Source organism: Tepidanaerobacter syntrophicus (assembly GCF_001485475.2).
In the GTDB taxonomy this organism is placed as follows: Bacteria; Bacillota; Thermosediminibacteria; order Thermosediminibacterales; family Tepidanaerobacteraceae; genus Tepidanaerobacter; species Tepidanaerobacter syntrophicus.
This window is the reverse complement of record NZ_DF976999.1, coordinates 13,375-35,623: the sequence shown is the minus strand read 5'-3', so window position 1 is coordinate 35,623 and position 22,249 is coordinate 13,375. Positions and strand designations below refer to the sequence as shown.

Below are 22,249 nucleotides of genomic sequence, written 5' to 3'. Positions count from 1 at the left end.
GATATCAAGGCCTATTACTGAACTCGACATGTGGGTTGGCACATTGCTTGAGTTGAGGAAGAAGGGAGGTTAACGGATGGCCAAGGTATTTGAAATAGCATTTGAGCTAGCAGGAAGAGTGAATTCCTCCCTGAACAGTGCTTTTATGACCGCCAGCGACCGATTGCAAAAAATGAACCAAAACATATCAAACATCAGATCCCAAATCCGGGAGCTGGAAAGGGCCCAAAAAAATGGGAAAATTAGCACTGAAGAATATGCGGCGGCCCATAAAAAGCTTTCTGCAGAGCTTGAGCGTGCCGAAAGAGCGCAGAAAAACCTTGCCAGGGCCATTGAGCTTGATAAAAGAGTAGATACTTTCAGAAAAGAGATGCGCTCAAGAATGTTAGGGGCAATTGAAACTGCTTTAACAGTAGGTATTCCGGTTAAATTCGCAATGGATTTTGAATCAAGTATGGCTGATGTAAGAAAAGTAGTAGACTTTGACACACCGCAGCAATTTAAAGAAATGGAACAAGACATACTGGAGTTATCAAGGCGCATTCCCATGACCGTTGAGGGCCTTGCTGAAATAGTTGCCTCTGGAGGACAAGCGGGAATAGCAAGAGACGAACTTGTAAAGTTTGCGGAAAGTGCTGCTATTATGGGAGTCGCGTTTGATATTACCGCTGAAGAGGCCGGCCAAACTATGGCAGAATGGCGGTCAGCTTTTAAAATGACCCAGGATGAAGTGAATGTGCTGGCGGACCAAATAAACTATCTTGGCAACACAACTGCAGCTTCAGCTCCTCAAATATCTGAAGTTGTTCAAAGAATAGGTCCCTTGGGAGATGTAGGGGGTGCGGCTGCAGCACAAATAGCTGCTCTTGGTGCCACAATGGTTGCTACGGGTATTTCAGAAGAAGTCGCAGCAACCGGAATCAAAAATCTTATATTGTCATTAACGGCCGGTGAAAGCGCAACAAAGAAGCAGGCTGAAGCATTCAAGACACTTGGTCTTGATGCCAAGAAAATGGCCATAGCAATGCAGGAAGATGCCGAAGGTGCAATAATGCAGGTTTTAAGAGCTTTGCAAAAACTTCCTAAAGAAAGACAAGCTGCGGTCATGAGGGAACTCTTTGGCAAAGAAAGCATAGGAGCATTAGCACCCTTACTTACAAATCTTGAGGCACTAGAAGAAAACTTCAACAAAGTCGGCGATGCCACATTATATACTGGAAGTATGTTAGCGGAATTTGAGGCCAGATCTGAAACTACTGCAAACCAATTGCAGCTACTGAAGAACTATGCAAGGGCATTCGGCATCAATATCGGAAGTATACTTTTGCCTCATGTTTCTGCACTTGCGGAAAAAGGCATGGTAGTAATTGACCGGATTACGAAATGGTCGGAAAAACATCCGGAGCTCACAAGGTTAATAGTAACAGGAACCGCAGCAGTGTTAGGAATGAGCGTTGCAATAACAGGCCTAGGATATGTTGCCGGGATAGTTATAACGCCGTTTGTAAAGTTTTATTCCTGGACCAAAAAAGCTGAAGTTGCTCAAAAAGCTGCTACTATAGCGACAAAAGCCTGGACAGGTGCCCAGTGGCTATGGAATACGGCCATGAGCCTTGGAAGAGGCCTTTTGAACGTAGGCGGACTTATTCTTTATCATGCTAAAATAATGGCCATTTCTATAGCAACGAAAGCCTGGACAGCTGCCCAATGGCTCTTAAATACGGCTATGAGCGCAAACCCAATCGGGCTTGTAATATTGGCAATTGCGGGGCTAATAGCAGCAGGTTATGCACTTATCAAAAACTGGGATACTGTCAGAGAATGGTTCTCCACTATATGGAACTCACCATTGGAAGCATTGCAACGCTTTATAGATTCGATAAGGGAAAAGTTTTCAGGAATATTCAAATGGCTTGGAGACAAGGCAAACTGGTTCAAAAACCTCTTTAATTTCGGTAAAGGCAAGGGCAAAAGTGGAAATGTATCGATTGAGATTCCTGGCCATGCTGAAGGCGGCATATTTTCAAAGCCTCATTTAGCGTGGTTTGCTGAAAAAGGGCCTGAAGCGGTAATTCCGATAGATGGATCATCAAAAGCCATGTCTTTATGGGCGAAGACTGGTGAATTATTAGGCATAAAAACCGCCAAAACCGGCAGGGGTGATGTAATATTTCAAATCCAAAACTCACCCAAAATATATGTTACCGGCGGTGAGAACGTCAGGCCGCAAGTTGAAATGGCTCTTGAAACTAGCAATAGAAGCCTTATTGAGCAATTAAAAATGTTAAAACGACAGGAAGAGAGGTTGGCGTTTCGATGAGTATATATACAACGATACAAGGTGATACGTGGGATATGATTTCATACAAAGTATACGGAACAGAGATATATGCTGATAAACTTATTGAAGCCAACCCAGAGCATCTTAAAACTGTAATTTTCGATGCAGGAATCAAATTAAGAATTCCAGATATAGAGATTCCTTCACCGGAGACTTTACCGCCCTGGAAGAGGTGATCTAGTGGCTCAGGCGAGGACAGCAACACTTAATGTGAATTACAACAACAAGAACATCAGTGCAGACCTGAGGAGGTTTCTTATTGGATTTTCATATAGCGACTATGCAAATGGTAAGGCTGATGACTTGCAAATCAATCTTGACGATAAAGAAGATCTTTGGAAAGCCAGCTGGTTCCCCGAAAAGGGCGCTACACTTACAGCCGAAATAATAACCAGAAACTGGAATTACGAGGGAGAGGTTCAAAGACTGCCTCTGGGCCAGTTTGAAATAGACGATATTGACCTGCAGGGCCCTCCAGATGTTGTGACTATAAAAGGCGTCTCGGTGCCGGTATCATCGTCCCTTTGGGATGAAGACAAGAATAGGGCGTGGGAAAATACAAGACTATCTATCGTGGCAAGCGACATTGCTAGCGGATCCGGCCTGGAGCTGTTTTTTGATACTGAATATGATGCCGAATATGACAGGATTGAGCAGACAGAAGAAACTGATATTGCATTTCTTCAAAGGCTTTGCGAAGAAGCCGGGCTATCGCTGAAAGTTACCAATAAAACGATAATCATTTTTGACGACAGCAAATATGAGCAACAGGAACCGGTTGCAACTATTACCCGTGGATCCTCTAATGTAATCAGCTATAGTGGAAATTCTAAGACTCGGGATATATATTCAGCTTGCCGGGTTGAATATCAAGCGTCAGATAAGAAAGAGCCCATCATATATACTTACACCCCGCCCAATGGCCCAAAGGTTGGGAGGACCCTTGTCATTAACGAAAGGGTTTCAAGTTATAGCGAGGCTGAACGGCTGGCGAAGAAAAGCTTGCGAGAAAAAAACAAGGAAGAAACCACCTTCAATGTTAAATTATCAGGGGATGTTCGGTTTGTAAGCGGCGTGACGGTTAATCTAAAAGGCTGGGGAAGATTTGATGGCAAATATTTTATAACTGAGGCTAAACACGAAGGCGGGAGCGCGGGTTATACTACAGAGCTTGAGCTTCGAAGAGTATTGGAGGGGTATTAATGAACGTCCATTTATTAAAATTGCTAAAAAACATAATAAAGGTCGGTGTAGTTTCTTCGGTTAACCCTTCAAAATCTACTGCGAGAGTGGTTTTTGGAGCTCAAAATGTAGTATCACATAACCTAGTAGTTTTACAACGCCAAACGCGCAATAACAAAGATTACTACATGCCGGATGTTGGTGAACAGGTAGTATGCATATTTTTGCCCACCGGAAATGCCGAAGGATTTATCATAGGGTCCGTGTATAACGATGAAGATAGGCCTCCTACTGATGACCGTAACAAAAGAATGGTAGTTTTCAAGGATGGAACAAAAATAGAATACGACAGCTCAAAGAGCACCCTTACTATTAATGCAACAGGGCCAATTAATATCGTGGCAAATAAAGATGTAAACGTAACCGGTGATGTAATAGCAGACGGAATAAGTCTAAAGAATCACACGCACCCATTGCTAGGTAAGCCACAATAAAGGCGGTGATTTCATGATTGGAGCTTTAGGGAATGTAGTTTTTGTTGTATCGGCTGAGACGGTTCGCACATTCGACAAATTTGAAAGGTCATCCGAAGGTAGATGGGCAAAACATGAAATACATTTGCAAAAACCTAAATCTGAGTTTTTAGGCCCGGATCTGGATGTGATAACTTTTGAGATACGCTTTGATGTAGCATACGGAATTAATCCTAGAAAAGAGATGGATGAATTGATAGCACTTGCACGTTCAGGAGAAGCCGTTCCGCTTGTTATTGGTGGAAAAGGCATAGGAGTGAATAAATGGGTTATAAAATCTCAGGTTCAAAAATGGACTCATATTGATAATAGAGGCAATGTGTTAATTAGTTCGGTGGAATTAACACTGGAAGAGTATATTTAAAGGTGGTGGTGCTGTGGAATATACCGTAAGCTCAAATTCGCAATTTCGCATAAATTTTGGTGCCACCGGCCTAGATGAGATCAAGCAAAATATATATACAATCCTTACAACTCCGAAATATTCAGTGCCACTTGATAGGGAATTTGGCATTACTCCACCTCTTGATGAGCCTTTGCCAATAGCAAAAGCCAGAACATCAACGGAAGTAATTGAGGCTATCCATAGGAACGAACCGCGTGTAACCGTTACCAAAGTAGATTTCATCGAGACGGCCAGGAATAATGAGGATGGAGTGATTATTCCAGTGGTCACTTTTACACTTAAAGAGGGGGTGGCATAAGATGCACCTCGATAAGCTCCCTGATGTCAGTTTTGCACAAAAAAGCATTGAAGAAATATTGGCGGATACTATTTCCGGTTATGAAAAGGCATATTATGAGCAGACCGGAGAAGTTAAAAAGCTATTCCCAGGAGACCCGATAAGAATATGGCTATACAGCCAGGCACTTCGCGAGTTTCAACTTCGTCAGCTAATAGATTACTCAGCAAAACAAAATCTGCTAAAGTATGCAAAAGGGCCATTTCTTGATCATAAGGGCGCAGATCATGATGTTCCGCGAGCTGATGCAAAAAAGGCAACCGTAACCATGAAATATATTTTAAGCACACCTTTGCCAACAATACAATATATCCCCGCCGGCACTCGGGTAAGGTCAAAAAAAGATGTATATTTTCAAACTCTAGAAACAATCGAAGTGCCGGCTGGAGCAACGGAAGTTATAGCTGTCAATGAGTGCACCGTAGCCGGCGAAATAGGAAATGGCTTTACGCCCGGGCAGATAAATATACTCGTCGACCCTCTCCCATGGATTGCCAGTGTAGTGAACACAGACACAAGTCAGGGTGGCGCCGACGAGGAAGACGATGAGAGTTACAGGGAAAAGATAAACTTAGCCCCTGAAGGATATAGCACAGCTGGATCAGAACTAGGATATGTGTTTTTTGCAAAAAAATACAGCCAGCTTATAGAAGATGTTGCAGTGTCTTCACCAGGCCCTGGCACTGTAGATATAAGAGTTCTTCTTAAAAATGGAGAAATACCTGGCCAAGCGTTTTTAGATGGATTAAAAGAATACTTATCTGCTAAAGACAAAAGACCATTAACTGACCATGTGTTGGTAGGTGCTCCGGATATAGTAAGCTATAATATTAACTTAACCTATTATATTCGAACCCAAGATGAGACCGCAGAAACATCTATAAGGCAAAGGGTAGATAATGCGATATCTCAATTTCAAATATGGCAAAGATCAAAGATAGGACGAGATATAAATCCGTCTGAACTTATCGCAAGAATTATTCAGGCTGGGGCAAAAAGGATTGAAATAGTAGAACCAGTGTTCGCAAAACTAGAGAAAAACCAGGTTGCGGTCGCTGAAAATGTATCCGTAACTTATGGAGGGCTTGAAGATGATTGATATATATGAAGTCAAGCTCCTAGATCTCTTGCCGCCAAACTTACGGCACGACCCGGATATAATAGCAGCCTCAAAGGCAGTAGACGATGAATTTTTGCTAGTTGTAAATGAGGCCAAACACTGCATAATAATGCCTAGAATAGACGAACTGGAGAGCGACCTGGTGGATCTTCTGGCATGGGAACGACATGTCGATTTCTATGATACAAGCTTACCTCTTGAAATAAGAAGAACGCTTGTTAAAAACTCAATAAGATGGCACAAAAGAAAAGGCACTCCAGCAGCCGTAGAAGAAATTGTGACAGAGATATTCGGAAAAGGACAGGTCGAAGAATGGTTCGAATATGATGGAAAACCTTACATGTTCAAGATACACACAAGAGATTTAATAGATAGCGAAGAAAAATATACTAAAATTATTGACGCAATCAATACAGTAAAAAACACTAGGTCATGGCTAGAAAAAATAGTAATAGAACATGACCGGGTCATGGATTTTAGGATTGGAGTTGGGTCCAGGAAACTTAAGACAATGATCTTCAACCCATACAAGATAGAAGATATAACCGTATCCGGAAGAATATACGCAGGAATAACTTATAGACAAAGTAAAGTCATGACCATTAAGCCGGCGATAATAAATGAGAGTATAACAGTTAAAGGCAATATAAATATAGCTGGAGCCAATAAGAGAGTTAGCAAGAAAACAATTACTTCGGAGGTGAAATAATGTCTAACTTCAGTCAATTAGTTTTAACGAGGGATGGTATAGAGCTACAAGCAAAAGTACAATCAGGAACTTTACTGAAATTTACAAGAGTAGGTGTAGGAGATGGAGCATTAAGGGAAGGCCAACATTTAAACACTCTAACAAATTTAATAAACTACAAAACATCATTCCCGATAAATGACATCAAAACTCAAGGCGATGGCACTTCTATAATCCAAACTGTAATTACAAACAAAGACATAGAAGAAGGATTTTTCCTTAGAGAAATAGGAATCTATGCAGAGGATCCAGATAAAGGAGAAATACTTTATTGCGTAACTAACACAGGAATGTACGCAGATTTCTTACCACCTAAAACATTAAATTCAGTAGATATATTATTGCAGCTAATTACAGTTGTAGGTAATGCTGAAAACCTTGTAATAGAGGTAGATGACTCACTTGTATACGCAACAAGAGAAGATTTCAATGATCTAGCCGGAGAAGGAAGAACAGACGAGACAGTAAAGAAAAATGCTGACGATATATTAATGCTGGGGGTAGAAGTAGCAATACTGAAAAATGCAGCATTAAACAACTTTACAAGCAATATATTTGTAGTCAACTTTGATGACATTACAGAGGATGAAGTTGTAGAAGGAATATGGGATAAAGCAGGGAAAAGACTAGCAATATAAACATGGAGAAGTTCGCTTGCACAAAAGACCAACTTTCATGCATAATATCCAATCTATTTGTAGAGTTATTGCCTGTATGCGAACTATGCAATCAGGATAAATTAGTCATCAAAGGGACTACTTATGAAGGAAAAGAGGAATACATTATTATAAATGATTTTGGCTTTGAGTATTCTGGCCAAAGAGAAACAATAGACGAGATAAGAAACAAGAGATGCATTCGCTAAGACAGAAGGGGTGTTCATCATGGGTCAGACACAGAGGAAAGAGCTCCTAATCTACCAAAAGTATGTAGATTTGATTGAATACGCCTATGATAGAATAAGGAAATTCCCCAAAAGTGAAAAGTATGCTATGGCAGCTAGTTTTAAAAACAGCATGTTTGATACACTTAAATATATTTTAAGAGCTAATAAAATATATGGAAATAGTCAGAAAAGATTAGAAATGCTCAATATGATAGATGCAGAAGTGCAGCTACAAAAAGTCTTAGTAAGATTAGCTCATAAATATAAGTATATATCTAATAAAAACTATATCGAATGGGCTAGGAGGCTGGATGAAATAGGAAAAATATTAGGTGGATGGATAAAATCAACTAGGAATGGCAAAAACATATAAGAATTTATTCGAATCAGCATTAACATTCTCCAGCTTATTAAATGCCCATCAGAGCGCTAAAAAGGGGAAAAGATTTAGAAAAGATGTAATTGAATTTGAAATGAATCTAGAAGGCAATATCATAAAACTGTATAACGAATTAAAAAATAAAACATATGCTCCAGGAGAATACTTGGAGTTTACTATTTACGAGCCTAAGAAAAGACTTATTAAGGCAGCCCCTTATAGAGATAGAGTAATTCACCAGTGGTATGTAAAGAATTTTATCATCCCTATATTTGGGAAAGCATTCATATATGACTCCTATGCATGTATTGAAGGCAAAGGAATGCATGGAGCAGCATATAGAGTGCAAAAATTCTTAAAAACTGCAGAAGCAAAATGGGAAAGACCTTATATTCTTAAAGGCGACATTAAGAGCTACTTCTTCAGCATAGACCATACAATACTTTATAACATTGTGGCCAGTAAAATAAAAGATCCAGAAGTTTTGTGGCTTACAAAAGTTATATTAGACACAACAGAGGATCCAGGAATACCAGTAGGATCATATACATCCCAATGGTTTGCTAATTTATATCTACATCAGTTAGATATGTTCATAAAACACAAACTGAAAGTAAAGATGTATGTTAGATATATGGATGACTGGGTCCTAATATTTAAAAACAAAGAAGAGGCCCAACAGGCCCTAAAGGAGATTATAATATTTTTAGATGAGAGGCTGAAACTTAAACTAAATAAAAAGACGCAAATATTTCCGGTTAAAAATGGAGTCAATTTTTGTGGTTACAAAATATGGTCAACTCATATGAAAATAAGAGATTGCAGTAAAAAGAAAATGAAAAGAAAATTGAAAGCATATCAAAGGAAATATGCTAATGGAGAAATGACATTAGAGGAGATAAAAAGGTCTATAAATAGCTGGAAAGGGTATGCAAAGCATGCCGACAGCTATTTACTTATAGATCATATGTTTAAGAATTTTGTATTAGTAAAAAACAAATAAACTAGTAGGGATAGAGCTGTAACAGTGCGAACTCCAACTTTCCCAACTCTTCCAATCCTGTGTTCCATCGTGGCGGCAACTATAACAACGACAATGCTGGCCTTGCTTACTTCAACAACAATACGGGTAATGCCAACAGCAACAACGGGTTCCGCACCTGCTCTGGTCAATTAAGCGAGATTATAAAGGTTTACGGACTTTTATACGGTGCTACCAGACCAAAGGAGCTCTATTCCTTCCTCAGATAATAAAGAGGTAAAAACAAAATCAGTAAAAGGCATTTAGTAGCTTTAGGTGAAAGATGCCTTTTATTATTTAAAATATACGAAGCTTGGAGGGATTATATATGGCATTAGTTTCAGGACTAGCAAATAGGCCCATTTTACCGCCTGGCTGGGTACCAGTCAACCATGTTTCAGGACACACTTTCCAGGAAACAACGGTTGAAAACTGGGATTACAACTACAACCCTAGCATGAAGAAATGGGCCAATGCAAAAGACACTAAGGGCAACCTTTGGGTATGGATACCGAGGTTTACCTATAGGGCAATTCAATACGCAGATGATCCAGAAATTAAAATAAGATTTTCCGATGGAATAAACGACAATACCAATACAATTGACGGCAGAGCATGCAAAAAACATCCTGCATTTACATTCGGAGATCAAGAATTGTCAGGTATTTGGGTAGCAAAATATGCAGCCCATAAGGACCTAGACAATGGTGGTATACCAGGATTTAAACCAGATAAGGTAGCATGGAGAAGTATAACCGTAAACGATATATTCATTAACTGTCTAGACTTAAAGAATCAGCTGACCACTAACGCTGATGGAGTAGATTCCCATATGATGAAGAACTCCGAGTGGGGAGCTGCAGCAATGCTGGCCAAGGCTATAGGCAACCAAAGACCAGATAGAAATAGTAACAGCGACTACAAGACAGGATATGGACTCAATGGAATAGATAATACAGGAGCTAGCTCCACTACAGGAAACATGACAGGTATTTTTGACATGGTAGGTAACACTTACGAGTATGTAGCCAGCTATGTAAACAATGGCCATGCAAACCTAAACACATATTGCAAAGCTTTAGTTGATGCAGAAAGCAAATACAAAGACGTATTTCCAGTAGGATCTACTGACGATAGACCAAATAACTACAATGCAGCTAAAGGACTAACAGATGGAATGATGATCCACGAAACATCACAGCAAGGGGAAGGAACAACATCATGGAAAAACTGGCAGGGTAACAGTGCGGTCTCCGGCTTTCCCAGCTCTTCCGGTCCTGTGTTCCGTCGTGGCGGCGACTGTGACTACGGCAATGCTGGCCTTGCTTACTTCGACAGCAATACGGGTAATGCCCTCAGCACCTACGGGTTCCGCACCTGCTTTGTAGTTCTGAATTCTGCTCCTCTGATTTCTGGCACAGACCAGGACCTTGGAGACAAGACGGAACCATTTAAAATTTCATACCAAGTAAACGACACAGATGAAGACGATATATTAACAGTTGTAGAGAAATTAAATAATGAAACAATAAGAACAATCAATAATGCTGAAAGGAATTTTACCTATAATATAGAAATTGACACTGAAACACTATCACGACTTACAATGGGAGCAACCAACACAATAACTATTACAGTCATGGACAATAAAGGGGGAGCCGCAACAAGAAAATATACATTCAAGAGAGTGAACGCAGCTCCTATAATTAGTGGCGTGGATGGCAGTATAGGGGATAAAAACGAAGGCTTTACAGTTGTATATCAGGTACATGATCCAGATGGAGACAATGTAACAATTACAGAAAAACTGAATGGAAACACTATTAAGAACCTATCCAATGCTCCACAAAATGAGGATATAATCATGGAAATATCCAGTGAAACTTTATATGAGCTACCATTAAATGAAGTAAACACTATAGAAATACGCGCTGATGATGGTAAAGGTGGCATATCATACAGAAGATACACTTTCAGGAGGACCAACAGTGCTCCAGTAATTTCAGGAAGCGACCAGGATCTAGGAGAAAAAACAGAACCATTCACAGTATCGTTCAGTGCAACGGACATTGAAGGAAGTCAAATGACAGCAAAAATATTCCTGGATGACAAACTAAAAGAAACCTATCCAATAATTGCTGGCCAAACTTATGATTACACAATGGAAAAACTAGACTGGCTACAGCTAGATAGCACAAAACACAATATTAGAATTGAAGTAACAGATGATGATGGAGCTACGGCCATTAGAAACTATACCTTTACCAGGGTAGTAACAAGACTAATGCACCTATTTGCAAAGGAAACAGACGACATGTGCACCCAAGTGCTGGTGACACCAACCTATAAACTAGCTGAAGGAGCAATATTTAAGGTCCTTGTATGCAACAATGTATTTGATGATGAGCCTACTTGGGAAGACGCAACTGATCAGGTATTAATAGGCAGACATCACAATTTCTTAAATGAAACAAAAACTGCAAATAAATGGGGAGTAGGAATACAAGTAATAATAGAAAGAGGAACTGCAACAGAAAAAAGCTACTTAAGTGGATATGGAGGTGCTTTTAAATAATGGCTGTTAAGATAATTAATGAGAAACCAATCAGCGAGATAAAAGAAGAGGAAGAAAAAAAGAAAATAGAAATACAGGCAGATACACTAGAAGTCATAGCTATGCTTTATGAAGACATGGAAAAGCTTGCAGGGGAAGTGGAAGAATTAAGAGCTAGAGTGGAAGCATTAGAAGGGGGTGCTAAATAATGAAAGTTAGAGAGTACATGATTCCAGTGTATGCACTTTTAATTAAAGCTAAAAGAAGAACGATTGAGGAAATACCAGAAATATATCAAATACCAGTTGCAGAATATCTAGCTGCAGAAGTTGAAGGAGAGCAATAAGAGGGGCTGATCATCGCCCTTCTTTTTATATTTTTTATTGGGGGTAAAGAGGTGAATACAGAAGAGTTAAAAAGTATAGCTGAATACATTAGCAAAGCATTCACTGGAGCAAAACCTTTTCTAGGGCTTATCGCTAGCTAGATAGGATATATCATGTTTCCGGAAAGAGTATATTTCTTATCCCTTATGGCCGTTTTAGGCGCTGCATTTTTAGACATCATAACTTGAATTAATAGAAGACCAAAGCAAAGTGATTAATAAGCAGAATGAAATAATTGCCAGACTCGTCAATGAAAACTTAGAAAAAGAGAATATGATCAATGCATTAATACAAGAACATTCTCATCAAACACCTTAAAAGGTGTTATTTTTATGCCTAGTCATGGAAGGAGAGGATACAATGCCAGGACCTGAAATTGCTCAATATGGCCTCGCCATATTTGCGGTGGCGGGTTTAATTTATTTAGTGGATCGATGGATGAAGAATAAATCAGAAAACGAGCTTACCGAGGTAGTTAAGAATAACACAAAAGCATTAGAAAATCTTACGACATTGATACAGGTTAACCTGACTCGGCAAGAAGCCAAAATTGATGAATTGTTGGAACGAGCAAGGCGATAAACATGAAAAAGAGGATTGAGTTCTCCAAAATTTTATTCATCGGTGTTTCCATAATGACCATAAGCGTGGTCATTTTTTCATGCGCAATGATCTACAGGACAGGAGATCTCTCGCCCCTGGCCTATTTAATCCCCGCCGTTTTTACAGAACTTGCAACAGCGACGGCCTTTTACTACCGCAAGGCGGAGCGGGAAAATACAAAAGGCGGAATAGTATATGACTCGGTTATGACGCAAAAAGAGAGTAACGGGGAAGGAGGGATGTAAATGAACCTTCGCAAATTGTTTCTCACAAACAACGAGTGCTATAAAGCAGGGCAAAAAATCAAGGTGCAGGGTATCATGGTGCACAGCACCGGAGCCAACAATCCTAATCTAAGACGTTATGTAGGGCCTGATGATGGGCTCCTGGGCCATAATTCGTATAACAACCATTGGAACCAGCCGCGACCAGATGGACAACAGAAGTGTGTTCATGCCTTCATAGGAAAATTGGCAGATGGTAGCATTGCCACATATCAGACTTTGCCCTGGGACCATCGGGGCTGGCACGCTGGAGGCAAGGCTAATGATACACACATCGGCTTTGAGATCTGCGAGGATGGGCTGACAGATCCGGTATATTTCAATAAAGTATACCAGGAGGCCGTAGAATTTTGCGCCTATCTTTGCAAGCTATATAATATAAAACCTGAGAAACCTTGGCTCATTTGTCACAGTGAAGGGGCTAAATTAGGCATAGCTAGCAATCACGGAGACGTCATGCACTGGTTCCCAAAGCATGGTAAGAATATGGACACGTTCCGTGCTGACGTGGCGAAGAAACTGGCCCAAGGAACTGCAGCTCCAGTTACACCGGCACCAAAACCCAGCACTCTTTATAGGGTGCAGGTAGGAGCGTACAGCCAAAAAGCAAACGCGGATGCACAAGCATCCAAACTGAAGGCCAAAGGATATGACACTTATATCATTATGGCCGGAGGCCTTTTTAAGGTGCAAGTAGGAGCATATAGCCAAAGAGCAAATGCCGAAGCCATGGCCAGGAAGCTTAAATCTGACGGCTTTGACTGCTTTATAACAACCGAGGCAGGAACGCCGGCAGGGCAGGCACAGGATCCGGCCCCTACGCTTAAAGTAGGATCCAAGGTTAAGATAAAAAGCACGGCCACAAAATACAGCACTGGCCAGACGATACCAAACTGGGTTAAAGGCAACACTTACACCGTGCAGCAAGTCGGCAACGGAAAGGTTCTGCTCAAAGAGATTGTAAGCTGGGTAAACACAAGCGACATAGAAGTCGTGGGATAGGAGGAACAGAAAAATGAAAGAACTGATTTTAAATCTTACCTATGATGTTTTGGTAATCCTGATTACTTTGGCCGTCGCGATGTTTGTTAGCTGGCTTAAGAAAAAGCTGGGCGTTGAGACTATAAAAAGAATCCAGGGCGAGCTGGCAACAAAACAGGAACTCGCTACCCTGGCAGTGCGTTTTGTAGAGCAGGTCTATAAGGACCTAAAGGGAGAAGAAAAGTATCAGAAGGCAGCAGAGTGGTTAGTAGCGCAGGCAGAAAAAGTCGGTTTAAAACTTACAACCGATGAGGTGAAAGGACTAATTGAAGCAGCCCTGAGAGAATTAAAAGATGCTTTTGGAGAAGAATGGGCAAAATCTATATCATGAAAGACACCCCCGGTTAATGCCGGGGGATTTTTTATTTTCCCAGGCTCCTTCGGGAGCCTTTATTTTTTTGCTTTTATATATTCAGAACTGTGAATAAAAGTGGCCGAAAAAAGGCCCCAAAAAGTGTGGATAGAAGGGCAAAAAATCCACACCCACTACTGTATATAGGTGCAGCAATGGCGTCTAAGCCATGCATAGCAAAGGATAAAGGGCTGTCTGCAACCTATGGATTTTGTACAGCCTAGGCTGGGGGGCGTTTTTGTACATAACATATGTATCTTTGTACAAAACTGTGCGAATGCAATAAAAAAGACGCCCTAAGTTTATCTTAGAGCGTTTATTCTTCCGCTTCAAACAAATCCTGGAGAGTGCAATCCAGGATTTTTTCTATTTTTATCAGGTATGGCAGCGAAGGGTAATCATGCCCGTTTTCCCATCTCGACACCACACCCTGCCGCGTGCCCAGCAGCTCCGCGAACTGCTTCTGCGTTAGGTGCTTTTCCATTCGTCTTTCTCTTATCAGCGGTCGCAGTTTCATGCACATCACTCCACAGATTCATATTCTCTGTGCAGTTTCTGTTTTCCTTCTAATTTGTTTGAGGTTGTCATATTTTTTGCAGCTTTTGCAATATATGCATTGCAGCTGTTTCGGGTATGGCAACAATTGGTATATATCATAGCCTAAACATTCTTTTCAGAAAAGAGGCTTTCGAAACTCTTTGCTATATTGCAAGAACCGCCAGATCTGTTGATGTTCACCTGATCATTGCAACTCAAAGGTCCAGCCATGAATACCTGCCGGGAATACTCAAGTGCAACCTACCGGCTACAGTATGCTTTGCAACAAAGAGCGAAGCTGACAGCGAGGTAGCCCTAGGCCGTGGTAATTATGACGGCGTTTTTTTGCAGCATAAGGGCAGGGCCATTTTGGATACACCTGCAAAACGTATTACGGTGCAGGTGCCATACGTGAAAGAAAAAGAACTGATTGAAATGTTGAAGCCTCATAGAAAGGTGGTGAAGAATGATGATAACCGAGAGAGACTACCAGCTTTTGGAGCACTTGGAGAAGGTTCGAGCAATGACGGCAGCTCAAGCATCTTTGATACTTTGTCCAGCAGCAAAACAAAGAGAAAAAATCGCAAGGCGCAGACTAAAGGTGTTATGCGATGAAGGCCTTGTAAAAAGAACGAGAAATCATGTCGGAGCTCCGTATGTATATTACATCGGCAAAAAGCAAAAAAGCTGGGCTCATACCCTCAAAATAACAGATTTTTATGTTAGGTATTATCAAAATATCACAAACTGGATTTTGGAGCCGATTTTGGGCAAAATTAGGCCCGATGTTTTAGCAGAGATAGAAATATACTCAAAGAGGTATTTAATAGCCTATGAGGCGCAAATTTCGGGGCGAGTGGATATAAAAAAATACGAACGGCTATATCTGTCAGGAGCCTGGGGAAATATCCTTCCAGTTTTTCCGATCGTGGTGGCCGGTGGAGAGTATGAAGAATCAAAAATTATCAAGGTTGTGGGAGAGGAGAAGATGATCGATGAGATTTGCCGGTATGGGTAAAAGTATCGGGTTTAGTATAGGTAAAATGATAGGCAGAATAGGGCAAAAGGAGAGACAGGCAGCACATAGAAAGATGCTGGCCCGCCAAAATGCGATAAGCAAACGATTGTGGTTGGAATGCAAAGAAAAGATTAGGACATTGAGCGATGAAGAGTTTGAAGAGCTGGCAAACTTCATAAACGATGAAGTTTGCACAGGCCCCAGGAAGCATACTGATCCGCGGCATGAAGTTTATAGTCGGCTCAAACACGATATGATAAGCTATCAGTATGAAAAGGTATTGAAAAAGTTGAATAAAAAATTTTAATATTATACTTTGAATTTTGTGTTTATTTAAAGGATATTACTTTTATCCATAGAATATTAATTTGGGGGTGTTGAATATGTCTATTTTTGGCAAAAAAAATTTAAGTGAACCAAATAAAAAACAGGTGTTTAAGCAAAAGCTCAAAGAAGCTGGCCCAGCGTATGGAGTAAGTGCTGGAAAATATTTAGGGGGCCATCCTGAGTTACCTCAATCAAGTGATGGGGTCATTACAATTAATAAAGCTGGGATATTCTTTGAAGTAATGTTTCCTTTTGCTGGGCTTATTATATCGATAGAAAATATTAAAAAGGCCGAATTTAAAACAGAAGAGCAGATACACAAGGATGTGACTCTTGGGCGGCTTCTGTTGTTTGGCGTGTTTGCTTTTGGCATGAAAAAGAAAACAAAGACACAAAAGAATTACCTTGTGGTGATATACGAGGAAAACGGGATAGAAAATACTGTTGTTTTTGAAACACAAAAGGCCGGGGCGCTGGCCAGCGCTCTTGCAAGAGCCAGGCAGGAATATATAAAAGAAAATCCCGCAGCAGAAACAAAAGAAGCTCCGGCGGCTATAGATATACCGGAGCAAATTCGAAAACTAGCTGAACTAAAGGAGCAGGGTATTATTACTCAGGAAGAATTTGAAGTTAAAAAGAAAGAATTATTATCAAAGATGTGACTTAATGTTCTATAATGGTGCGTTATATTTAATTATGATTTCTTTGTTTGCGATTCGTTTGCAAAACAGCTTTAAGCATAAATTTGTTTGCAAAACAAAAACCCCGCAAAGCCTTGCGGGGTGCTATTTTCATAATGGAGCTGATGGCCGGATTCGAACCGGCGACCTGCGCATTACGAGTGCGCTGCTCTACCACTGAGCCACATCAGCTTGCCTTATTATTTTACAATGTTTAAAGATTTAAGTCAACAGGTCAAAAATTAGCTTTTGTTTTATGTATATCACGATAACGGCCAAGATGAAAAAAAACCTCCAAAATTTTAAGTGGAGGTTTTTGCTTCGTATTTGGTAGCCTTAGGGGGATTCGAACCCCCGTCGCCGCCGTGAGAGGGCGGTGTCCTCAACCACTAGACGATAAGGCCATATGGCTGCGGGACCAGGATTCGAACCTGGACAGCATGATCCAGAGTCATGAGTGCTACCGTTACACAATCCCGCAAATATTTTTAACGCCTGCATTTATAAATTATAAAGGATTGGCTAATGGATGTCAAGAGCGGCGAATGACTAAAAATAAAATTCTTCCATAAATTGATTTTTTAATATTTGAAGTGATATAATATTTTCATGATGAACAGGGAAAACAAAAGCAAATGGTCTATTCTTATAGCCGTAATGCTTGGAAGCATAATGGCTCCCATAGACGGCAGTATCATGAATATAGCAATGCCTACCTTGACGAAGGTTTTTAATGCTCCGCTGGAAATTGTAAGCTGGGTATCTATGGCGTACCTTTTAGTAGTAAGCAGCACGCTGCTTATGTTCGGCAGGCTAGGCGATATAAAAGGTTATAGGCCTATATACCAAACAGGACTTTTAATATTCACAGTTGCATCGGCCCTGTGTGGATTATCGCACAGCATATCTGCCCTTATAGCCGGCAGAGTTTTTCAAGCCATAGGTGGGGGAATGCTGCTTTCCATGGCACCTGCTATTTTGACTGCTGTATTTCCCGCAACAGAGCGGGGTAAAGCCCTGGGAATGAATGCTATGTCGGTAGCGGTGGGACTTGCAATAGGTCCGAGTTTAGGCGGATTTCTTGTATCAACACTTGGGTGGGAATATATCTTTTTCATTAATGTGCCAATAGGCTTTATAGCACTGATATGGGCACAAATTGTTTTGCCAAAGACTTATGATCGCAGAGATGAGCGCTTTGATACAATAGGCGCTTTACTGGCGTTTCTATTTTTATTTTCCTTGCTTTTATACATAAACCGCGGAAGCCAATGGGGATGGACATCGGCTATAGGAATAGCACTGCTTGCCCTGGGAGTGCTTTCAATATTGGCGTTTATTATCATAGAGAGCCGGCATCCTGAACCTTTGTTAGATTTGTCGCTGTTTAAGAACAGACTTTTTACAGCCGGAACAATAAGTACACTGCTTAATTTTAGCGCTCAATACATAATGACGTTTTTAACACCTTTCTATCTTACCCAAAAAGGACTGTCAGCAAGTACTGCAGGCGCGGTTATGACAGCTTTTCCTGTGGTAATGCTGATAGTATCTCCTATCAGCGGCATATTATCGGATAAAATAGGCGCCCGCGGGCTTAGCACCCTAGGCGCTGCAATAAGTGCTTTAGGTATATTTTTAATGTCTACACTAACGCTGGATAGCCCAATTTTGCATATTGTGATAGTTCTAGCAGTATTCGGGATAGGAAATGGCCTTTTCCAGTCGCCTAATAATAGCTCAGTGATGGGCAGCGTGCCGCGTGACAGACTGGGCATCGCATCTTCTTTTCTGGCCACAATGCGAAATGTAGGAATGGTAATGGGAATCGCTGTAGGCGGTGCGGTATTTTCTAATTACAACCAATATTTTTCTATAACTAAGGGACTGCCTGAGCCGGATGCATTCATGGCTGCCATACGTATAGCTTACTTAGCCGGTATGGCACTGGATATATTGTGTGCCCTTACATCGGCGGTAAGAGGTAAACCGGATATAAAGAAACAAGAAGATTAATAAGCTATCAATGGCTGCAGGAACTGCAATTGCCGCTGCATGAGCTGCAAGATGAGCCGCCGGAGCCGTTTTTTCTCGTAAATAGAAATCCGGTAAAAAGCTGTTTTACTTCACCTTCGCAAATCGGACAGCGTACTTTTTCTTTATCTTTTATGCTTACAAACTCACTAAAGCGGTGACCGCATTTTTGACATTCAAAATCAAATGTTGGCATTTTTTCACTTCCTCAATAAGCTGATATTATACTTTATTAAATTCTTTAAAAGCCTTTTCTATCTCTCGAGATGCGTCCTTTTGCCGCGCATCTTCCCGCTTATCATATAAAGCCTTGCCTTTAGCTAAAGCAAGCTCGACTTTAACAAGTCCTCGTTCGTTAAGATATAATCTGAGCGGCACAAGAGTAAGCCCCTTTTCCTTTACTTTTGATAAAAGACGATTTATTTCTTTTTTATGCATAAGCAGTTTTCTAGGTCGCAATGGGTCCTTGTTATAAATATTTCCTTTTTCATATGGACTTATATGCATATTGTATAAAAAAATTTCTCCATTTTCAATTCGCGCAAAGCTATCTTTTAAGTTTCCCTTTCCTTCTCGCAGCGATTTTACCTCAGTTCCGGAAAGAGCAATTCCCGCCTCGAAAGTTTCCAAAATATGATAATCATGTCTGGCCTTACGATTAATTATAAGGTCTCGGGACTTTTTCTCCAAGTTGTCACCTCCGTTTACTGAAAACTATAAATTAGATTAATTTCTAATATTAACGGCTGAAATATTGATAATAATAACATTTTATCATGCCATTGTATAATTTCCTATTTTTATCTGCCTTTTCACCAAAAAAGTATTCAAAGTTTTTATGAGGGGTCAATATATATTTTGACCATGTATCGAATCGCTTAAAAGCCTTGCCCATTTTTCTGTAAATCTCCTCGACTTCATGTTCCTCTCCCATACGTTCACCGTAAGGCGGGTTGCATACGATGCAGCCGTAATCGCCAAATGGTTCTATGTCTTTTACATCTGCTTGCTCAAATATGATATGTTCACTTACCTGTGCTCTACGAGAATTTTCCTCAGAAAGGGCTACGGCATCTTTGTCAATATCAGAGCCGCGAATTTCGAGTTTTTCATTCTTTATCAAAGAGCGAGCTTCTGTTCTTGCACTATTCCACATTTTTTTTGGAATCTGCGGCCATTTTTCGGATACAAATCTTCTTCTAAGGCCTGGCGCAGTGTTGGTTCCTATAAGAGCAGCTTCAATTGGGATAGTTCCGGAGCCGCAGAACGGATCTAGAAAAGGTTTATCGCTTTTCCATTTAGTTAAAAGTACCAGGGCTGCTGCAAGAGTTTCTTTCAATGGGGCAATATTGGATTTTTCTCTGTAGCCTCTTTTGTGCAGTCCGACACCACTGGTATCTATCATTAAAGTAGCCTCGTCTTTCATTAGGGAGAATTGAACTCTGTATAAAGGTCCGTCTTCTTCAAACCAATTCTTCTTATAAGAGATTTTCAGTCTCTCAACAATTGCCTTCTTTATAATTGACTGACAGTCAGGCACACTGTGAAGTTGAGATTTTAGAGAATATCCCTTTACAGGGAATTGGCCGTTTTCAGGTATCCATTCTTCCCAGGGAAGAGCCTTTGTTCTTTCGAAAAGTTCATCGTAGGTGTCGGCGTGAAATTCTCCCAATTTTATCAAAACCCGTTCAGCAGAACGCAGCCAGATATTTGATCGGCAAATTGCCTCCTCGTTTCCTACGAACTCAACTTTGCCGTCTTTTACAGATATATCTTCATACCCTAGTTTCCTCAGCTCTCTTGCTGTAACAGATTCTACCCCAAAAACCACAGGTGCTATAAATGTGATTGTTGCCATGCTCTTTCCCTCCCGATACCGATTAATATTTTGCATTAATTATATCAGATATACAAGCGAAATTAAAATAGAACTTAAAGCCTTGAAACAGTTGAAAATGATTATCGGATAAGATAAGCTGTAGGTACAATGGCGACAATGCAAAGTTGGAGGTCATGCAAGTGAAAGAACAATTAAAAGAAGTGTCAAAAAATTGCTATACAATGGTACCAAAAGGAAACAATATAGAAATCCGAGTTTATCTGAGCCAAAGACTTTTTAATGAATTTACCGAGGATGAATCCATTTTTCAACTTTACAATGCTTCACTTCTTCCCGGTATAGTAAGCCCTGTAATTGGCATGCCTGACATCCACACAGGCTATGGACTGCCAATAGGAGGGGTCATGGCTGTGCGGTACGATGGAGGTGTAGTTTCTGCCGGAGCGGTGGGCATGGATATAAATTGCGGTGTTAGATTGATGACAACAAAAATTTCAACTGATGAAATTGACAAAGAAATTATTGGGAAAATTTTAAAAGAAATCGCAAAGAAAGTACCAGCCGGAGTCGGGAAATCCAGCGAAATAAAGGAATTTAAAAAACCGGATATGGAGAGCATAGCATTAAAAGGCGCAAAATACTATGTCGAAAAGGGATTTGGTAGAAAAACAGATTTAGAGGCTACTGAAGATAATGGATGTATTGAAGGCGGAGATATTTCTGCTATACCGCAGGAGGCCTTAAACCGAACCGACCAATTGGCTACAATTGGAGGCGGTAATCACTTTTTAGAGATTGGAAAGATAGAAAAGATTTTTGACGAGAAGCTTGCATCAGAATTCGGGCTTAAGAAAAAACATTTATATGTAATGATTCATACAGGCAGCCGCGGTTTTGGCCATCAAATTTGCACTGATTACACAAATATAATGTGGAAAAATTCAGATAAAAATGGAGTAAGACCTCCGCAAAAAGGTCTGGCATGTGCGCCGATTCTTTCAAAAGACGGTCAAAACTACCTAAAAGCTATGGCTTGTGCAGCAAACTACGCTTTTTGTAACCGTCAGTTAATAATGCATATAGCAAGAGAAGCCTTTGTCGATGTATTAAAAAAACCGGAATCTGAGTTGGGTTTGGATTTGCTTTACGATGTGGCACACAACATAGCAAAAATAGAAAAACATAAAGGCATCAAACTTTTAGTTCACAGAAAAGGAGCAACAAGAGCTCTGCCCAAAGGTCATCCGGCAAATCCGCCATGTTACAGCGAAACAGGACACCCCGCCATTATTCCGGGAAGCATGGGCACGGCTTCGTATGTTGTGGTAGGCACAGATAAAATAGAGGAAACCTTCTGTTCAGTAAACCACGGAGCAGGAAGATCGATGTCAAGAAAGAAAGCCAGGTCGGAATTTAGCAAAAAAGATTTCCGAAAGCAGGTAGGCAATGTGATAGTCAGCACGAGCAACATCAAGTCCTTGCTCGATGAAGCTCCCCTTGCATATAAAGATATTGATGAAGTTGTTTATACACTGGTGGAAGCAGGTCTTACAAAGCCTGTCGCAAGACTTAAACCCTTAGGAGTTATAAAAGGCGAGGGCGAGGAAGCATGACTTAAATTTTTAAGCCTTATATGAGTA

At 40.6% G+C, this 22,249-nt stretch carries 28 protein-coding genes, 3 tRNA genes and 1 pseudogene; 25 read left to right on the top strand and 7 right to left on the bottom strand.

Translation table 11 applies throughout. The features are described 5' to 3' along the window. Positions 1–76 precede the first annotated feature (76 nt). The 19 genes and pseudogenes from TSYNT_RS00990 (at position 77) to TSYNT_RS00905 (ending at position 14,152) form a co-directional block, all read left to right on the top strand. Positions 77–2,320 (top strand): phage tail tape measure protein, encoded by a 2,244-nt coding sequence (locus TSYNT_RS00990; protein WP_059031322.1) that lies wholly within the window; start codon positions 77–79, stop codon positions 2,318–2,320. After that, positions 2,317–2,517 (top strand): tail protein X, encoded by a 201-nt coding sequence (locus tag TSYNT_RS00985; protein ID WP_059031321.1) that lies wholly within the window; start codon positions 2,317–2,319, stop codon positions 2,515–2,517. The genes TSYNT_RS00990 and TSYNT_RS00985 overlap by 4 nt, the downstream gene beginning before the upstream one ends. 4 nt (positions 2,518–2,521) lie before the next feature. After that, positions 2,522–3,544: a phage late control D family protein gene (locus TSYNT_RS00980; protein ID WP_059031320.1), complete on the top strand. Its 1,023-nt coding sequence runs from the start codon at positions 2,522–2,524 to the stop codon at positions 3,542–3,544. Then, on the top strand, positions 3,544–4,017 hold the full coding sequence (locus tag TSYNT_RS00975) for a phage baseplate assembly protein V (RefSeq protein ID WP_059031319.1): 474 nt from the start codon (positions 3,544–3,546) through the stop codon (positions 4,015–4,017). Before TSYNT_RS00980 ends, TSYNT_RS00975 begins: the two co-directional genes overlap by 1 nt. A gap of 13 nt (positions 4,018–4,030) precedes the next feature. Continuing rightward, on the top strand, positions 4,031–4,420 hold the full coding sequence (locus TSYNT_RS00970) for a phage tail protein (protein WP_059031318.1): 390 nt from the start codon (positions 4,031–4,033) through the stop codon (positions 4,418–4,420). 13 nt (positions 4,421–4,433) lie between these two features. Beyond that, positions 4,434–4,760 (top strand): GPW/gp25 family protein, encoded by a 327-nt coding sequence (locus tag TSYNT_RS00965; RefSeq protein ID WP_059031317.1) that lies wholly within the window; start codon positions 4,434–4,436, stop codon positions 4,758–4,760. 1 nt (position 4,761) lies between these two features. Further along, positions 4,762–5,898, top strand: a complete 1,137-nt coding sequence (locus TSYNT_RS00960) for a baseplate assembly protein (RefSeq protein ID WP_059031316.1) — start codon at positions 4,762–4,764, stop codon at positions 5,896–5,898. Further along, the gene (locus tag TSYNT_RS00955) at positions 5,891–6,628 is read left to right on the top strand and encodes a phage tail protein I (RefSeq protein ID WP_083497590.1); all 738 of its coding nucleotides are present in this window, start codon (positions 5,891–5,893) and stop codon (positions 6,626–6,628) included. The genes TSYNT_RS00960 and TSYNT_RS00955 overlap by 8 nt, the downstream gene beginning before the upstream one ends. Continuing rightward, complete coding sequence (locus TSYNT_RS00950) at positions 6,628–7,305, top strand: phage tail-collar fiber domain-containing protein (protein ID WP_059031315.1); 678 nt, start codon at positions 6,628–6,630, stop codon at positions 7,303–7,305. Before TSYNT_RS00955 ends, TSYNT_RS00950 begins: the two co-directional genes overlap by 1 nt. A gap of 2 nt (positions 7,306–7,307) precedes the next feature. Beyond that, the gene (locus tag TSYNT_RS00945; protein ID WP_059031314.1) at positions 7,308–7,532 is read left to right on the top strand and encodes a hypothetical protein; all 225 of its coding nucleotides are present in this window, start codon (positions 7,308–7,310) and stop codon (positions 7,530–7,532) included. 19 nt (positions 7,533–7,551) lie between these two features. Then, positions 7,552–7,926 carry a diversity-generating retroelement protein Avd gene (avd, locus tag TSYNT_RS00940; protein WP_059031313.1) on the top strand — a complete coding sequence of 125 codons (375 nt, stop codon included), beginning with the start codon at positions 7,552–7,554 and terminating at the stop codon, positions 7,924–7,926. Continuing rightward, positions 7,910–8,935: a reverse transcriptase/maturase family protein gene (locus tag TSYNT_RS00935; RefSeq protein WP_059031312.1), complete on the top strand. Its 1,026-nt coding sequence runs from the start codon at positions 7,910–7,912 to the stop codon at positions 8,933–8,935. Before avd ends, TSYNT_RS00935 begins: the two co-directional genes overlap by 17 nt. 346 nt (positions 8,936–9,281) lie before the next feature. Continuing rightward, entirely contained in the window at positions 9,282–11,528 is a 2,247-nt protein-coding gene (locus TSYNT_RS00930) for a hypothetical protein (RefSeq protein ID WP_059031311.1), read from the top strand. Next, complete coding sequence (locus TSYNT_RS00925; RefSeq protein WP_059031310.1) at positions 11,528–11,716, top strand: hypothetical protein; 189 nt, start codon at positions 11,528–11,530, stop codon at positions 11,714–11,716. Before TSYNT_RS00930 ends, TSYNT_RS00925 begins: the two co-directional genes overlap by 1 nt. Beyond that, positions 11,716–11,853, top strand: a complete 138-nt coding sequence (locus TSYNT_RS11850) for a CD1375 family protein (protein WP_174221063.1) — start codon at positions 11,716–11,718, stop codon at positions 11,851–11,853. Before TSYNT_RS00925 ends, TSYNT_RS11850 begins: the two co-directional genes overlap by 1 nt. Positions 11,854–12,253: 400 nt before the next feature. Beyond that, on the top strand, positions 12,254–12,475 hold the full coding sequence (locus TSYNT_RS00920) for a hypothetical protein (RefSeq protein ID WP_059031309.1): 222 nt from the start codon (positions 12,254–12,256) through the stop codon (positions 12,473–12,475). A 2-nt stretch (positions 12,476–12,477) separates the two neighbouring features. Beyond that, positions 12,478–12,741 carry a hypothetical protein gene (locus tag TSYNT_RS00915; RefSeq protein ID WP_059031308.1) on the top strand — a complete coding sequence of 88 codons (264 nt, stop codon included), beginning with the start codon at positions 12,478–12,480 and terminating at the stop codon, positions 12,739–12,741. Next, positions 12,742–13,560: pseudogene (locus TSYNT_RS00910) on the top strand (SPOR domain-containing protein); the annotation flags it as partial. It lies immediately after the preceding gene. Positions 13,561–13,795: 235 nt separating this feature from the next. After that, positions 13,796–14,152, top strand: coding sequence for a phage holin (locus tag TSYNT_RS00905; RefSeq protein WP_059031307.1), 357 nt, complete (start codon positions 13,796–13,798; stop codon positions 14,150–14,152). A 337-nt stretch (positions 14,153–14,489) separates the two neighbouring features. On the opposite strand, the gene TSYNT_RS00900 is transcribed toward TSYNT_RS00905, so the two are convergent. Beyond that, positions 14,490–14,690, bottom strand: a complete 201-nt coding sequence (locus TSYNT_RS00900) for a helix-turn-helix transcriptional regulator (RefSeq protein ID WP_162780975.1) — start codon at positions 14,688–14,690, stop codon at positions 14,490–14,492. 116 nt (positions 14,691–14,806) lie between these two features. On the opposite strand from TSYNT_RS00900, the gene TSYNT_RS11935 reads away from it, so the two are divergent. The 4 genes from TSYNT_RS11935 to TSYNT_RS00885 all read left to right on the top strand — a co-directional run bounded on the left by TSYNT_RS11935 (position 14,807) and on the right by TSYNT_RS00885 (position 16,717). After that, positions 14,807–15,325 carry a hypothetical protein gene (locus tag TSYNT_RS11935; RefSeq protein WP_059031305.1) on the top strand — a complete coding sequence of 173 codons (519 nt, stop codon included), beginning with the start codon at positions 14,807–14,809 and terminating at the stop codon, positions 15,323–15,325. Further along, the gene (locus TSYNT_RS00895; RefSeq protein WP_238142626.1) at positions 15,234–15,728 is read left to right on the top strand and encodes a replication-relaxation family protein; all 495 of its coding nucleotides are present in this window, start codon (positions 15,234–15,236) and stop codon (positions 15,726–15,728) included. Before TSYNT_RS11935 ends, TSYNT_RS00895 begins: the two co-directional genes overlap by 92 nt. After that, positions 15,706–16,035 carry a hypothetical protein gene (locus TSYNT_RS00890; protein ID WP_059031303.1) on the top strand — a complete coding sequence of 110 codons (330 nt, stop codon included), beginning with the start codon at positions 15,706–15,708 and terminating at the stop codon, positions 16,033–16,035. The genes TSYNT_RS00895 and TSYNT_RS00890 overlap by 23 nt, the downstream gene beginning before the upstream one ends. Before the next feature lie 76 nt (positions 16,036–16,111). Further along, on the top strand, positions 16,112–16,717 hold the full coding sequence (locus TSYNT_RS00885; protein WP_059031302.1) for an SHOCT domain-containing protein: 606 nt from the start codon (positions 16,112–16,114) through the stop codon (positions 16,715–16,717). Between the two features lie 135 nt (positions 16,718–16,852). On the opposite strand, the gene TSYNT_RS00880 is transcribed toward TSYNT_RS00885, so the two are convergent. The 3 genes from TSYNT_RS00880 to TSYNT_RS00870 form a co-directional block, all read right to left on the bottom strand. Next, positions 16,853–16,927, bottom strand: a tRNA-Thr gene (locus TSYNT_RS00880). Positions 16,928–17,063: 136 nt separating this feature from the next. Then, positions 17,064–17,139, bottom strand: a tRNA-Glu gene (locus tag TSYNT_RS00875). Positions 17,140–17,142: 3 nt separating this feature from the next. After that, a tRNA-Gln gene (locus tag TSYNT_RS00870) sits at positions 17,143–17,216 on the bottom strand. Between the two features lie 131 nt (positions 17,217–17,347). Between TSYNT_RS00870 and TSYNT_RS00865 the strand changes: the two genes are divergently transcribed. Continuing rightward, positions 17,348–18,751: an MFS transporter gene (locus tag TSYNT_RS00865; RefSeq protein WP_059031677.1), complete on the top strand. Its 1,404-nt coding sequence runs from the start codon at positions 17,348–17,350 to the stop codon at positions 18,749–18,751. A 7-nt stretch (positions 18,752–18,758) separates the two neighbouring features. On the opposite strand, the gene TSYNT_RS00860 is transcribed toward TSYNT_RS00865, so the two are convergent. From TSYNT_RS00860 to TSYNT_RS00850, 3 genes are read right to left on the bottom strand one after another with little or no spacing between them, the layout of a single operon-like run. Beyond that, positions 18,759–18,965, bottom strand: coding sequence for an FmdB family zinc ribbon protein (locus TSYNT_RS00860; RefSeq protein WP_059031301.1), 207 nt, complete (start codon positions 18,963–18,965; stop codon positions 18,759–18,761). A 26-nt stretch (positions 18,966–18,991) separates the two neighbouring features. After that, positions 18,992–19,459, bottom strand: coding sequence for an SsrA-binding protein SmpB (gene smpB / locus TSYNT_RS00855; RefSeq protein WP_059031300.1), 468 nt, complete (start codon positions 19,457–19,459; stop codon positions 18,992–18,994). Between the two features lie 49 nt (positions 19,460–19,508). Then, positions 19,509–20,627, bottom strand: coding sequence for a THUMP domain-containing class I SAM-dependent RNA methyltransferase (locus TSYNT_RS00850; protein ID WP_059031299.1), 1,119 nt, complete (start codon positions 20,625–20,627; stop codon positions 19,509–19,511). Between the two features lie 161 nt (positions 20,628–20,788). Between TSYNT_RS00850 and TSYNT_RS00845 the strand changes: the two genes are divergently transcribed. Next, the gene (locus tag TSYNT_RS00845) at positions 20,789–22,222 is read left to right on the top strand and encodes an RtcB family protein (RefSeq protein WP_202859698.1); all 1,434 of its coding nucleotides are present in this window, start codon (positions 20,789–20,791) and stop codon (positions 22,220–22,222) included. Positions 22,223–22,249 lie beyond the last annotated feature (27 nt).